Raw genomic sequence first — 14,861 nt, 5'->3', positions numbered from 1 at the left:
AAGGTCCTGAATGACCAAGTCCAGATCGAGCGACACCTTCAAACCGGGTGATCTGCTGAACAACACCTATCGGATCGAGGCCCTTCTGGGCCGAGGCGGAACATCCGATGTCTACCGTGCCCGGTCCGAGATTTCGGGCCGGCTCGTGGCCATCAAGGTGCTGCAATCAGAACTGGCGAAGAATGAAAACTACCTGCGCCTGATGACGCGGGAAGAACAGATCCGCGACGTGCGCCATGATGCGGTCGTGCGCTATTCCGAAAACCAGCGCACGCAGGATGGTCAGGTCTATCTGGTCATGGATTTCGTGGACGGGCCGGGGCTTGAGGAAAAGCTGCTGTCCGGCGGCATGTCCGCGCCCGAACTGGTGCGGGTCGCCGCAAGGGTGGCTGAGGGACTGGCCGCCGCCCATGCCCGCAATATCGTGCATCGTGACCTGTCGCCCGACAATATCATCCTGCGCAACGGCAGGCCCGAAGAGGCCGTCATCATTGATTTCGGCATCGCCAAGGATGACAATCCCGGCGCCGAAACCGTGGTGGGCAATGAATTTGCGGGCAAATATGCCTTTGCCGCGCCGGAACAGCTGAACGGTGCCTCCGATCACCGGTCGGATATCTATGCGCTTGGCGCGCTGTTGCTGGCCACCTTCCGGGGGGAGCCGCCTGATATCGGCGAAAACCCGATGCAGCTTTTGCGGATCAAGGAGGCGCCCCTGAATGTCGAGGGCGTGCCCGAGCCGTTGAAATCGCTGATCGCGAAGATGGCTGCGCCCGGCCCGGATGACCGGTTCCAGACGGCCGAGGATGTGCTGCGCGCCATCGACCCGACCTATACCGCGCGCCATGTCATGCGCACCAGCCCGCCCGAACCCCTGCCGCCACCAGTGCCCCCGCCGCCGGAACGCCGCAAAGGGTCGGGGCTGCTGGTCGCCGCCCTTGTTTTGCTGCTGGGGGCAGGTGGCGCGGCATGGCATTTCGGCGCTCTGTCCGGGCTGATGGCCCCGGCCCTGCCCCATGCCAGCCCCTTCCTTCTGGAGGCGGGCACGGCCCCGGGCGCGGCGCTGCATATCAGCGGTCATGTCCCGGATGAAACCACGCAGGGTGCGCTGGCCCAGCGGGCCGAGGCGGCGGGCGGCACGGCGGATCTGGCGCTTGCCACCGGCGATATCGCCGAAAGCTGGGGGCCGGATCTTCTGGCGCTGTTCGATCAGGTTGCCGCCCTGCCGGAATGGCAGCTTTCGGTGTCCGACAACAGCGCGCAGATCAGCGGGCTGACGGAAGACCGCGCTGAACTGGCCGCGATGCGCGAATCGCTGGCCGAGGCCGGTGCGCTGGATACCCGGCTTGACCTTGTGCTGGGTCCGCGTTTCCTTGATCCCGCCCCGGTGCAGGCGCTTGTCGCGGAAAATGCCGATTGCGGCCCGTTGCAGGTATCCGAGGCGCCTGCCGATGGCTGGGCACTGGGCGACAGGATCGTGATTTCCGGCAAGATGGCAGAACAGGGCTCCCGCCTGCGCATCTCCGAGGCGCTACGCGAAATTGCCGGGGATCGCAGCGTTCTGGTCGATGTCGAGATCCTCAACACCAACCTGTGCCGGATCGAACAGGCCCTGCCGCGTTCGGTTCCGCGTGGCTTTGGCGTGATCTTCGGCTTTGGCGACCGGGCCGATCCCAACCCTGCCGCGCGCTATTTCGTGGGCGAAAACCCCGCCATCGACATTGTCATTCCGGCGGAGGTGACGACGGGTTACCTTTGGGTCTCAATCGTCGATGTGACGGGCAGCGTCTTTCACCTGCTGCCCAATGTGAACCGCCCTGCCAATGACATTGCGTCGCTGCGCGAAGGGCGTGAGGGCGAGATCCTGCTGCGGGTCGCCTTTGGCATCGAAGAGGCGCAGGGCAGCACGCGCATGGCCTTCCTTGTCGATGATTCCGTTCTGGGCAAAAGCAAGGTCGTCGTGCTGCATTCCGAGGAACCGGTGTTCCAGAACCTGCGCCCGATTTCTGAATCGACCGAAAGTTTTGCCGAAGCGGTAGCCAGTCAGGAAAGCGGAGAGGCGATGGCTGCGACGTTTTCCATCGACAGCCGGATCCTGACGACCGAGAAAAAATAGCCGCACCCCCCCGCTGCGGCCGATCCTTGATGCGCAAATCCTGAATACGGCAAACCTGAGGCCTGCGCCCCTCGTGCGGCATCCCCGCGTTTGAACGCAGGCGGCGGAAGACGGGCGCGACCGGGCCCGTCAGTCCCAGCCCTGTCAGGCCACATCCACGACGATGATGGAAATATTGTCGGCCCCGCCCGAATCCAGCGCCAGCGTCATCAGACTGTCGGCAACCGTTTCAATGGGCGCGCCGACGACCATGCGTTCCAGTGTCGTGAAACCCGCATACTTCGTCAGACCGTCCGAACACAGCAGGAAACGGTCGCCGGGTGCGACATCTCCGCGGATCTTGTCGAGTTGCAATTCTTCACCCACGCCCACGGCACGGGTGATCGCATTGGATTGCGGATGATGCTCGGCCTCATCCCATGTCATTTCCCCGGCGGCGACAAATTCGGCCACCAACGAATGATCGGTGGTCAGCATCTCCACCTTGCCATCGCGGAACCGGTAAAGGCGGCTGTCCCCGGCCCAGAAGGTTACAAAATGTTCATCGGTCAGGATCAGCGCGACAACCGTCGCCCCGACCGTGCCCTGCAGGCGGCGCTCGGCCTCTTCGCGGATCCGGTCATGGGCCAGCATGATCGACTGGCGCAGCCCGCGCATCAGATCACCGGGCGGCTGGTCCGGCGGGATCATCGCGATCGTGTCGACGATGGCCTGACTGGCGAAATCCCCTGCCGCATGGCCGCCCATGCCATCCGCGACTACCCAGATTTTCTGGTCCGGCAGGGCAAGGATGGAATCCTCGTTGACCTTGCGCACCTTGCCGACATGGGTGGTGGCACTGAAGCGGATCGTCATTCTGTTTCCATCCTCTGCCAGACTTTCGCATCCATGTCGAAAAGTCCGATCATCTGTCCCGCTGCGGGCAATCCCTCACAGACCATCATGCGCATTCCATCGGCGGTCTCTGCCGACCAGACCGAGGGTTTTCGGAAATCCTGTGCCACAAGGCTTGCCGCCAATTCGGGCACCAGCTGGCCCTGTGCGGCCCCTTTGACCACCAGCCCGCCCTGCCCCGGCAGCACGGTGATATGCGTCGGCATCTGCGGCAGGCTGAGCGTTGCCAGCCGGTCGCGCAGCAGATCCTTTGTCATGTCATCCTCAAGGGCTGCCAGCGCAATCTCATCCAGCGCCTCGAACATCGGCACCGATAGGAAATGGTCAAGGATCGGCGAATTGCCATCCGGCATCGGACTGGCCAGCGTCAGCGGAAACTGTCGCCCCACCCGGTCGACCGAGGACATCATCACCCCGGTCACCGGTGCTGCCCCGCACAGCCCGGGGCCAAGGTTGAACCGCCAGATCGGCGCCGAAAAATAGGCCTCCTGCCAGGCACCGCCCAGAGCCCCCCGCGCCATCACCAGCCCCTCCTGCAACCAGCGGTCCCAGGGGTCGATAAAACCGGCGGCAAGGTCCATCCGCAGGAAATCCCCGAGGGCCGGAAGTTTGCCAAAGGCACCGAACCGCGACACCATCAGAAGGACTGCGGACAGGTGAACTTGCCCAGGGCGGGCAAGGCAAAGGGATTGAGCGAGGATCCCGACTGCATCTGGAAGATCGCGATACGCCCGCCGATATTGAAGATCACCCGGTTTCGGTCGCTGACATTGGTGCGCCGGATCTCGGCCGCGTCCAGCAGGCGGAACCAGCCCCACGGCCCGTCACGCCGCAACTGGCTTTCCACGCCCTGCGCCGGCGGATCGAAGGCCACGCGCCCGAACCCCGCCGCCCCCGGCCATGTAATCCCGACCGGTGCGGGCTGGCCCATCGTGTGGTTGAAATCCACTGCAGCCCCGTCGACTTCGAGCTTTACCGCATTGGCCTTGGGGTCCAGCGCCTCGGGCGTGATCTGGAAACTGACCGCAGGCGTCGCCCCGGAGGTGAAGAAGGCCTGCCGGATCAGCGCTGCCTGTTCGAATTGCACCAGAACCTCGGGAGAGATGCCCAGATCGGCGTCATTCACCCGCTTCCATGTCCAGGGCCGGGAAGTGGTATCGACGATATTCGCAAGGTTTTCGTTGAAGAAGGCATCAAGCAGCCCTCCGGGCGAGAACATGCGGGCGAAATCCTGCATCCCCACATCGTTTGAGGACCGGCGGTTGAACGGATAGCGCCCGTTGATCGCCTGTTCACAGAAAGGCGCGACCGAACTTTGCCATTTCGCATTGATCGCCGCCCGGTTGCCATCGGCGGTGATCCCCGAGGATCCGGCTGCAATCTGGGTGGTCCAGCGCTGCATCGGGCCGGGCAGGCGTTGCGTCGCCTCGGTCAGGGCGAAAATCGCACTGCTGCCCGGATCGGTCGAGGCCGAGGCCACACCCGAGAAGGAAAGCTTGCTCATTTCCCGGTAGACCTCTTCCAGCGTGAGGACCAGCTCATCCAGTTGCGAGGCCTGCCCGTCGGGACGGCGGACAAGGTCATGCAACCATGAGAACCGCTCTTCGACATAGACACCGGGCGCCTTGGGGGGCTCGCCGCCCGATTGCTGCGCGCCGAATGCAAGCGCATCGACAAAGGCCTGCGCCTGCACACTGAGGATCGAACGCAGCTCAAGACCCGCGACCGCAGAAACCCCTTCGCCGACCGCTGCGGTGGGAAGCGCCGAACGGTCCTCGGTCAGCCTCGTCTCATCGGCAATCGCGTTCAGCAGGTTGACGATAGGCGATGTCGGACCCGACAGCACATTCGTCACCTCGACCGCATGGCGCAGGCTTTCCAGCGGGATGATATCCACATCCGACAGCACGCCCTCATAGCGGGCGACATAATCGTTGTAGTAAAGATCCAGCACATCGCGGCTGAGCGCCAGAAGGGCGGCATCCGATTCCTCGATCCCGCCGCGACTGCCCAGCACCCAGCTTTCGCTCTGGATCCGTTTGGCAACGCCAAGCGCCTCACCCAGAAAAACCTCGTTGAAACCGCGATAGGTGAAGATCCCCTCGATCCCCTCGTTCAGCGGCTTGCCTGAGGACCGCACCAGCGCCCGCGTCACCGCAGGGCCGCCGACATCGGTGATCCGCCATTTCGGCAGTTCCAGCGCGCGGGGGCTGGAGATGATGCCGGTATAGATGCGCTGCGCGGGCGGGGTGGCGGCAAGGATATCCTGCACCATCTCGATCAGCGGCCCGTTGAGCGAAATCTTCTGCATCGGCTGCGCCAGCAGGGCGCGAAGATGCTTGTCCAGATCATTGCGCAATTCCTCACGCGGCTGGCCGGGGAAGGACAGGCTCCAGTCCAGCGTCATCCATTCGGTCACCAGATCCTTGCTCATCGGGCCTTGCTGGCCCAGCATCAGATAGATCTTCAGTGCCTCATACAGGATATCGGGATTGTTGATATTGCCTTGAATCTGGTCTTCGAGCCGCAGCAAGAGACGCGGCAGCAGATGCTGGTTCAGCGCCGCGCGATAGGCCTGCGCGCCCTGATCGCCAATCACCCGGCCCTGATACAGCCCATACCCCGCCCCCGCCGGCATGACGGCAGTTTCCCCCTCGGGAAGCTGGCGCAGCGTATTGGCGGGCATATCGTAAAGGATGTTCAGCGCGGGCACGACCGACGGCACGTCACTGTCGGCAATCGGGTTTGACGGGATCAGCGCCGATGCCGACTGATAGGCGTTCAGACGCTCGGTCGCCTCGGCGATCATGGCGCGGTTGGCCATGAAGCTGAGCGTCCAGAGCGTCGCGGCGGTGATCGCGACCAGAACGGTCGCGGCAATGGCCAGCGCCCGGGTGATCTTGTAACGCCGTTCGACCTTGTCATCGGCCGAAACCAGACCGGCCTCACGGAACACGACCTGTTCGAACAGCCGCGTCAGAAAGAAGGACCGTCCCGTGCCCTTGCCGGTGCCGATGGCCTGCCGCCCGATGCCGAAGGTCCGCGCCATGCCCATCATCAGCCGGTCGATGGGGGTGCCTTCCTGCGTGCCGGATGTGAAATAGACACCGCGCAGCATGTGGCGGTGTTCGAACTTGTTTTCCAGAAACACCTCGTTCAGGAAATCCCGCGCGACCTGACGCACCGACGCGACCTGCCCCGGAAATCCCGCGATCAGGCTGCGGCGCTGAGGGTCGATTTCCGTCTGCATCCGTTCAAGCGCCTGACTGTTCAACTGCGTCAGAAGGCCCGAGAATTCATCGTCGAAGGCGGCAATCGGGGACATGTCGGCCTTGGCCTTGCCGCCCTTGGGCAAGGGCAGCGTAAAGCCCCAGACCTGTTCCCGCGCTTCCTTGCCCAGATTGTCGAAAAACTCGGCAAAGCCCGCGATCAGGTCGCCCTTCGTGAACAGCACATAGACCGGAAAGCGCACACCCAGCTTTTCGCGCAATTCATGCAGGCGGCGGCGGATCGCCTTGGCATGGCTGGCCTGCGTGACCTCATCCTGCATCGACAGGTCGGACAGCGAAATCGCGATCAGCGCGCCATTGATCGGCTGGCGTTTGCGGTGCCGCTTCAGCAGGTTGAGAAAGCCCAGCCAGCCCGCATTGTCGGATTCCGCATCGCTTTCCTGCGTGGTGTAGCGCCCCGCCGTGTCGATCAGCACGGCCTGATCGGTAAACCACCAGTCGCAGTTGCGCGTGCCGCCGACCCCGCCGATGGACCCTTTGCCCATCTCGTCGGCCAGCGGGAATTTCAGCCCTGAATTGACAATGGCCGTGGTCTTGCCCGCGCCCGGCGGGCCGATCATCACATACCAGGGCAGTTCATAAAGCGACTTGCGCCCCAGTTTCGACTTGCGCAGCAGCGTCAGCGCCTCTTTCAGCTTCTGGCGCATCTCGTCAAGTTCACCCTTGACTATGTCATCCTCTCCACCGCCCTCATCGACCGAGGCGACGATATCCTCGGTCAGCTTGCGGTTCCGCCTGCGGCGCAGCAGGAAGATCAGCAGAATGGTGAACAGCGCCAGACCGAACAGGATGCCGATGGCGATGAAACGCGCGCGCGGGGTATCAAGCGGCCGCCATTCATCCGAGCCGATCATCGGGCCGAAATACCAAAGGCAGACGCACAGGATGATGGTCGTGAACAGGATCGCCGTATAGGCCGATTTGAACAGCGGGAAGATATAGCGTCTGATCATCAGCTTGCCTCCCTCAACAGCAGAATTTCAATGCGGCGGTTCTGCGCGCGCCCCTCGGCCGTGTCATTCGGCGCGATGGGTTCCTTGTCCGACCGCCCTTCCGCCGTCAGGCGTTCTGCATCGTCAAAGAACTCGGCCATCTTCTTGCGCACCGATTCCGCCCGGGCCAGCGACAGATGCATGTTGGACGGAAAGCGCGAGGACCGGATCGGCACATTGTCGGAATGCCCGGCGACAACGATCTGCCCGGGCTGTTCGTTCATCGCCTTGGCCAGACGTTCGATCGTATCCACCACATCATCGGCCAGTTTGTCAGACCCCGATCCGAACATCGCGGCACCGGCCAGACGCACGGTCAGGGAATTGGCATCCTCAAACACCTTGATCGTGCCCGCCTCGATTTCCTTGGCCAGAAAGCCCGACACGACCTCGACCTGACTGGGTCCGGGCGGAGGCGGCGGGGGCGGAGGCGGCGGAGCGGGGCGTTCCAGCACCGCCGGGCGCCCTGGATCGACCGAGGCCAGCTGCCCCAGCAGCCGTTCGGTCTGCGTGCCAAGCGCCAGCGAGATGCCCCCAAAGGTGATGGACAGCAGCAGCGCCATCACGCCGATGGCGATATAGACCGGCTTCCATGCCGACAGCGCCTTATGCGGACGGTCCACGCCCTGCCAATGCGGCGAAAGATCCTGTTCCACCTGTCCACGCTGTGCGCGGATTATGCGTGCCAACCCGTTGCGGATCTGCAGATGCTTGTCCACGCCGCCCTGTTCGACGCGCAACCGCCCGTCAAACCCGAGGCTGAGACACATATACATGAATTCCAGCAATTCGATGTTGTTCGGCGGATCCTGTTCCAGCCGCGCCAGCACGTCATAGAACCGGTCGCCGCCAACGGTTTCACGGTGGAAGGTGCCGACCATGGATTGCATGCCCCAGATCGACTGTTCGCCCCAGGGCGTGTTCAGCACCACATCGTCAATCGTGGCGCAGATCGCATAGCGGGCGACCTTGACCTGCTGCGGGTCGATGCCTGCCTGAATGGCCCGGGTCTCGAACCCGCGGATCTCGGCCACGACATTGCGGCGCAGGGCCTCGGGCTCCATATGCTGGGCGCGGTTGCGGATTCGGCTGACCAGCGCGAACAGCGTCGCCGCCGCTGCGTTCAGCCGGTTCATACCCGTCATGGCCAGCACGATGGGGCTTTCGGCGGTCTTGCCCGCATCGGCGGCGGCCTGCGCCGCGCTGGATTGCGGCACCCCGTAGCTGACCGATTGTGCGGCGGCCTGATGGGCCGCATTGGGCGCGGCGGCCGGATAATTGGGAACGCCCGCAGGCGGCGCAGCCGCAGGCGCGCCGCCACCGCCCCGGCGTCCTGCCGGATTGGGACGGATCACCGTGCGCTCGCTGTCATCCGGCTCGGCAAAAGGGTCGTTTCCAGACATCGTTCAAACCTCTTGTCGGCATCAGCCCGTGCGGATGGCCCAAAGTTCCATGTTCAACCCCGGATAATCCCCGGAAACATGCACCGCGATCCCGCCCGAGGTCGTCATCTTGCGCCAATAGGGGCTTTCGCGATCCAACTCGAAATACACAACACCCGAATGGAACGGGATCTGGCGCGGCGCAACGGGCAACGGGCGCAGCGTGATCCCCGGCAGGGCCGAATTCACCAATTGGCGGATTTCCTCGACCGGGCCGATCTTGGCCTGCCCCGCAAAATGCCGCCGCACATTCTCGACCGGAATATCGGCCTTCACGGCCAGCACGAAGCCTGCCGTGCTGATCAGCTTGCGATCCGCGATGATCCCGACCGAAATGCCGTATTTGCGCGGCTCCAGCGCGATGGAAACTGCCGTCTGTTCCAGCACCGTGGACAGATATTGCCGCAACAGCCGGATCACCGGATTATAGGTCGCGGACAGTTTGTCATGCCGATAGGGCGGCATTTCCGGCGGCTGCTTTTCCGGCGCCATGAAAGTTGCCAGTTCCCCCGCCAGCCCGAGGCAGCGATCATAGAGCATGGCTGGATGCACATTCTCGATCTGCAGCAGATTGCGAAACACCGGCAGGTTGCGGTTCAGCGTCATCAGCAGCAGGAAATCTTGAATCTCGGCCACGCCCTTGGTCGGCCCGCCCTCGGCCAGACGGCCTGACAGCGCCTTGACCCGGTGGCCCAGCATCCCCTCAAGTTCACGCAGGAAAGCGACCAACGTCGGTGCGGCGCGCACATCCAGCGCAGAAGGAATGAACGCCTTGTCCAGCACCACCTCGCGGTCTGGCTTCACCTCGATGATGCGCGCGATGGGAATGATGATCCGGTCGGCAAGGTCATCGACCTCAAGCGCGAATTGCAGACGCATCTTGCCGATACCCAGCGTGACGGGCTTGCGCCCCTCACCCATCGTGTCGGTCACCTCGATCTCGGCCGGGCGGAACCGCGCCGCGGACCGTTCGGCCCCGGTCATGTCCACCTCAAGCGCGCCGCGCCGACGCTGCGGAACCGACAGGAATACCACACAATCCTTGGTGCCCTCGGGCACTTCCAGCGCGGGGGGATGGTCCACCGCCTCGGGCACGCGGAACACCGCGCCATCCGGCGTCAGCCCGGCACAGGACTTGATCGCGAACTGACCGAGCTTGAGAACCTCCTCGTCAATCTCAAGGTCACTGACGCCCCAAAGATAGGGCGCCACGCGCCGCGCCAGCCCCGCAATCAGGCCCTCGGCATAACGATCCGCCTGCTGGAAATGATGAGGCTGCAGAAACAACCCCTCAGTCCAGAGAACCTTGCTATCCCAGGACACAGACGCCCCCCTTCAAATTCGTGCCCGAAGGCAGATCTATGCGACCGGCAGCCTAACGCCCCGCACCGGCGCTGTCATTTCAATCTTTCCAGTTGCTTCTGATACGCCTTGGAAAACTCTTTGCTGAAAAACTCGTGGAAATCATGTTCGGCCTGTTCGGAAATCTCGGCATAGAGCTTTTCATAGGTTTCCCAATAGCGCGATTTCCGTCCTTTCAGCAGATCGGCAAAGCCGCTGCCGCCACCGATCTTTTCTTCCAGTGTCTTGGGGTCCAGACGCCCCAGCACATCCTTGATCGCGGCCTCCATGCCGGTGACCATGGCCACCTCATGCGCCTTGATGTCCTTCAGCGCCTCTTCCACGGCGGCATTGCCCTCAAGATAGCCCTTCGCCTTGGGCCTGAGCACGAATTCCACCGCATGTTCCGCCGACAGCGCGAATTTCAGCGGGTTGTTCCCGCCGGCGCCGATCATGGTCTGGTTGATGCGGAATTCAGACTTGATCGAGGACCGCGTCATCAGGATCTCACGCAGCCCGGCGATCAGGGTAAAGACCATGCGGCCGATCCGCTCCATCTCGGCGGGCATATCGGCGTCGGGGATGGTCACATCCTCGGCCCCGGCGCCGCGGAAAAAGGCACGCGCCGCATCAAGGCTGGCAGCCGAAGGCGGGGCTGCGGGTTCGGCGGCGGCCTTTTCCGCAGGCGCCTTTTCTGACGGGGGTGCGGCAGGCCGGGCAGCAGCGGCGGGCGTCGGTTCCTTCAGTGGAACCGAACGTTGCAGCGGCGGCGGCGGCGGCACCACGGAACTGGCCAGCCGGTTGCGCGCCACCGGGGCGGCAAAGGGTGATTCCTCTTCCTCTGGCTTCGGATCGGCGGGAGGGATTGCAGCCGGGGGCGTCGCGGACGGCGGGACCGCAGCGGGGCGTTGCGGCTCGGGTCGCGGCGCAGGGCGGGGGGGGTCCGGTTCGGGCAGGGGATCGGGCACTGCCCCGGGCCCGGCAAGCGTGTCAGGACCGGCCAAAGGATCAGGACCGGCCAAAGGATCGGGAACAGACGGCGCCGTCGCAGGGGGGCTGGCCGGTTTCGGATTGGGGTTGGGATTCAGGAAATCATCGTCCCAGTCATCGGGAATGACCGCAGCAGCCTTCCTTGGTGCGCTGAACCCGTCATGGATCGAGGCGCCATGCTCTCCGCGCGACGGACCATGATCATCATCCAGTGGGTCGGGGATATGGCCCAGAATCGGATCCTCCCCCCCATCGACCTGCGGCAGCATCAGACTGTCGATCGGATCTTCACGCACGATCTGCGACGGGCCGCGCGGCGCCTGTCCGCCCATCAGATCATCCAGAAAATCGCTGCGCGAGGCGCCGGGATCGTCCAGCAGATCCAGCAGATTTTCGGGCGAGGACCCCGCCTTGCCATGCGACACCGGGCCGTCATCAATCGGCGGCGGCAGATTGGCCATCGGGTCCGAGGACCGCCCGGCAGCAGGCAGGATCGCAACGATCAGCTCATAGGCGCCCATCGACAGCACATCGCCATCATTCAGCGGCGTCGGCACCTGACCCAGCGGAACCTTGCCATAGTTCAGATAGGTGCCGTTGGTCGAGAAATCGATCACGGTCACTTCGCCGTTCTGATCCTCGATCGCGCAGTGATTCTTGGAAATCAACCTGTCAGGATCGGGCAGGACCACATCGTTTTCAGGCCCGCGCCCGATGGTCAGGCTGGGTCCACGCATAACGATCGGCGCCCCGTCGCCCGGAACCGCGCCGGTCGATTGAAACCGCAATGTTACAGGCATTCAGGCATCAGCCTCCGGTCAGGACAGTTATGGCGCCCGGCGGCAGGATCGGCGCGGGGGTCGGACCTCCACACAGGTCAATGCCGATCCGCGCGGCGGGCAGTTTGCCTATCATAACAGTCACAGACCCTTTGGCAATCGGATGGGGAACAGGCCCCATCAGGTCGGTCATTCTGGCGGCGGGCAGCTTCACAACCAGCACCGTCGGGCAACAGGGGGGCAGCACAGGCACCGGTGCGCCGTAAGTGGCCAGACAGGTATGCATATCGGTCATTCGGGCCTGCGGAGGTCCGGGCATGGCTTATCCTTTCGCCTTGACCTGTTCGCCCTGACCGGCGGTGACGCGGCCATTGCCGCCCCGCGCGATATCAAGGCCCCGGTCGATGAGAAGATCGAGATAGGACTTGAACGTATCGGCCCGCGCCCGGGCCGCAATCATGTTCATGGCCAGCACCGCAGCCCCCACGCCATTGGGCGGGGCGGGCGTGTCGTTCATGTCCCCCGGCCCCAGCGTGCCATCGGCATAAAGCGCCGCCATGGCGCAGAAAGTGGTGTCATCATCCATATCCGCCGTCTCGAACGCGTCCCGCGCCGCGATGCGGTTTTCCTCGGTCGGCTTGAAGACCCAGCGTTCGGCGCAGGCCAGCGGGATCGGCACGGCCTTGGGCTCTTCCCCGATCAGGTCGCGCGCGGCCAGACAGGCCCACCATGTCGCCTCCCGCGGGGGAAGCGCCACGGCCAGAAGCCGCAGGATGTCGATCTGCGCGGCTTTCTTTTCCAACTCGCCAAAGACCACATCCACAGGCGCCGAGGCCGGGGCGGATACCGGCGTCTGCAGTTTCGTATTGGCCATGGCCAGCATCCGGGCCGCAGGCTCGGGCGGGATCTTCTTCAGATTCTCAAAGCGGGTGCTCATGTCATCCTCAGTTGATCATCGTGATGCCGCCCTGGATTTTCACCATGGCCGAGCCTTTGAGTTCATTCACTGCCGACGCTTCGGATTTCACCATGATCCCCTTGATGGTGATGCCCGACTGGTCGATCTTGATCGAGTTGCCGCCCACCTTCAGTTCGATCTGCTGCATCGATTCGATGGTGATGCCCGCCGTGACGGTCGACTTATAGGCGCCGGTCACCGTTTCGGTGAATTTGCCCTTGGTGTCCTTGGTCTCGTCGCCCTTGATGTTCTTTTCCGAATTTCCGTCGACATCCTCGGTCTTGTTGGACTTGATATAGCGGATTTCATTGCCCGTTTCGACCTTGAAGGTGCTGTCGCCGGTCTTCACGAATTCCGAACGATTGGCATAGATCGTCTGGGTGTAGTCGCCCGGATCCTTCTTTTCCATGCCGATGGTGATCGTGGCATTGTTCTTGATGATCTCGACATAGTCCTTTTCGGACTGAAGCCGGACGAATTCCTCGTCCTTCTTGTCCTCCATCACCAGTTCATTGAAATTATCCGCCCCACCGCCCTTGGAGGACCGCGTCTTGATGCCCGACTGCGTCTTGTTGTCGGGCAGGGCATAGGGCGGCATCGTGTCCTTGTTATACAGCATGCCGGTGCAGATCGGGCGGTCGGGGTCACCATCCTCGAACTGGATCACCACTTCCTGCCCGATGCGCGGCACATGGACCATGCCCCATTGCTTGCCCGACCAGGGGGTGACGACGCGCACCCAGCAGGTGGTCTTTTCATCCTCCTTGCCGTCCCGGTCCCAGGGGAACTGCACCTTGATGCGACCATATTCGTCGGTATAGATCTCTTCCCCCGCCGGGCCGGTCACCCGCGCGATCAGGATGCCGGGGATCTTCGGCCATTCGGTATGGGGCACCGTGCGGTAAGGCACTGTCTTGGGCAGCACCTTCATCGTGCAGCGATAGGCGTCCTTGTTTTCCTCATCAAACTTGATCGTGCCGGGCAGTTTGCTGGCCTGATCGCCCTGCTTGGATGCCTCGACCTTCTGAGACTGATCCTCATCGGCGTTTTCCACCTGCATCATGTGGACCGCATTGACGATCAGATAGTCGATATTCTCATTGTCGCGGAAATGCGCCTTCAGCTTGAAGGTCTTGCCATAGGCCAGCGTGCGGACATTGCCGATCCCGTCGCGCAGCTGATGCTTGGCGGCGTTCGCCTCCATCTCGACCCTTGCATAGATCTCACCCAACGCGGTTTCCCGGTAATGGCCGGGATAGCGGTAAATCTCATGGTTTTTCTGTGAATGCTGACCCTTGGGGATCGCCTTCACGGTTTTCAGGTCGGCTTTGGGCTTTTCGAAGTTCCAGTCGGTCAGCGTGACCTTGCCCGAAGTCACCGATTCCGCACCGCGCCATTCGAAGATATGGTCGGTGGTGCGGCGGTATTCCTTTTCACGCGGCGCATATTCGATGGTCGCGGCATTCTCGACCGGGCTGTGGCCGCCGATATCATCAACCAGCATCATCTTGTCGATACCGTTATCGGAGGTGAAATAGTAATAGATCCCCTCCTCCTCCATCAGGCGGCTGATGAAGTCGAAGTCGGATTCGTTATACTGAACGGTATAGATGCGCTCCTGCGGCGCGCGGTTCAGCTGAAAGTCGAAATTGCTGAATCCGTGATCGCCGAAGATCTTCTCGATGATCTGCCGCGCACTTTCGTTCTGGAAAATGCGGTTGTTGCGGTTGCGGGTCAGGAACCACAGCCAGGGCCGGCATTCGATGGAGTAGAAACCATACCCCTCCTGCAGGCCGATAAACTGCCCCTCGATGCAATGGCCGACGAATTCACGCCAGCCCGAACCCTCATCATCGCCCTTCTTGATCTTCACCTTGACCACACGGCCGACGATCTGGCCAAGGTCAAGCTTCTTGTCGGCCGCCATGAAATCGACGGTCATCTCGGTCAGTTTGCTGAAGCCCTCGACGACCCGCGCAGCCTTGATGAACAGCTTGGGGACGGGGGCCTCCAGACGCAGGAGGCGGTTCTCCAAAATTGCTTTTTGCGACATCTTGCC

Annotated in this window: 10 protein-coding genes; 1 reads left to right on the top strand and 9 read right to left on the bottom strand. The window is 62.8% G+C overall.

Features of this window, described 5'->3' with window-relative positions:
* Nucleotides 1-10: 10 nt before the first annotated feature.
* Entirely contained in the window at nucleotides 11-2,116 is a 2,106-nt protein-coding gene (locus JL811_RS17805; RefSeq protein WP_202690062.1) for a serine/threonine-protein kinase, read from the top strand.
* Between the two features lie 144 nt (nucleotides 2,117-2,260).
* On the opposite strand, the gene JL811_RS17800 is transcribed toward JL811_RS17805, so the two are convergent.
* The 9 genes from JL811_RS17800 to JL811_RS17760 form a co-directional block, all read right to left on the bottom strand.
* Entirely contained in the window at nucleotides 2,261-2,971 is a 711-nt protein-coding gene (locus JL811_RS17800) for a PP2C family protein-serine/threonine phosphatase (protein WP_202690061.1), read from the bottom strand.
* The gene (tagF, locus tag JL811_RS17795; protein WP_202690060.1) at nucleotides 2,968-3,648 is read right to left on the bottom strand and encodes a type VI secretion system-associated protein TagF; all 681 of its coding nucleotides are present in this window, start codon (nucleotides 3,646-3,648) and stop codon (nucleotides 2,968-2,970) included. Before tagF ends, JL811_RS17800 begins: the two co-directional genes overlap by 4 nt.
* Nucleotides 3,648-7,253, bottom strand: a complete 3,606-nt coding sequence (gene tssM, locus JL811_RS17790; protein WP_202690059.1) for a type VI secretion system membrane subunit TssM — start codon at nucleotides 7,251-7,253, stop codon at nucleotides 3,648-3,650. The genes tagF and tssM overlap by 1 nt, the downstream gene beginning before the upstream one ends.
* A complete protein-coding gene (tssL, locus tag JL811_RS17785) occupies nucleotides 7,253-8,695 on the bottom strand; it encodes a type VI secretion system protein TssL, long form (protein ID WP_202690058.1) in 1,443 nt (480 codons plus the stop codon). The genes tssM and tssL overlap by 1 nt, the downstream gene beginning before the upstream one ends.
* A gap of 21 nt (nucleotides 8,696-8,716) precedes the next feature.
* The gene (gene tssK, locus JL811_RS17780; protein WP_202690057.1) at nucleotides 8,717-10,057 is read right to left on the bottom strand and encodes a type VI secretion system baseplate subunit TssK; all 1,341 of its coding nucleotides are present in this window, start codon (nucleotides 10,055-10,057) and stop codon (nucleotides 8,717-8,719) included.
* A gap of 74 nt (nucleotides 10,058-10,131) precedes the next feature.
* Nucleotides 10,132-11,802: a type VI secretion system-associated FHA domain protein TagH gene (gene tagH, locus JL811_RS17775; RefSeq protein WP_237685047.1), complete on the bottom strand. Its 1,671-nt coding sequence runs from the start codon at nucleotides 11,800-11,802 to the stop codon at nucleotides 10,132-10,134.
* Between the two features lie 70 nt (nucleotides 11,803-11,872).
* Nucleotides 11,873-12,130, bottom strand: coding sequence for a PAAR domain-containing protein (locus JL811_RS20195; RefSeq protein ID WP_273542506.1), 258 nt, complete (start codon nucleotides 12,128-12,130; stop codon nucleotides 11,873-11,875).
* A 36-nt stretch (nucleotides 12,131-12,166) separates the two neighbouring features.
* Nucleotides 12,167-12,781 carry a DUF6931 family protein gene (locus JL811_RS17765; RefSeq protein ID WP_202690054.1) on the bottom strand — a complete coding sequence of 205 codons (615 nt, stop codon included), beginning with the start codon at nucleotides 12,779-12,781 and terminating at the stop codon, nucleotides 12,167-12,169.
* Between the two features lie 7 nt (nucleotides 12,782-12,788).
* Nucleotides 12,789-14,855, bottom strand: coding sequence for a type VI secretion system Vgr family protein (locus JL811_RS17760; RefSeq protein WP_202690053.1), 2,067 nt, complete (start codon nucleotides 14,853-14,855; stop codon nucleotides 12,789-12,791).
* Nucleotides 14,856-14,861: the final 6 nt, after the last annotated feature.

This window comes from Szabonella alba (assembly GCF_016765775.1).
Classification (GTDB): Bacteria; Pseudomonadota; Alphaproteobacteria; order Rhodobacterales; family Rhodobacteraceae; genus Szabonella; species Szabonella alba.
Note: the sequence above shows the minus strand (reverse complement) of the source record. Positions and strands in the feature narration are given on the sequence as shown.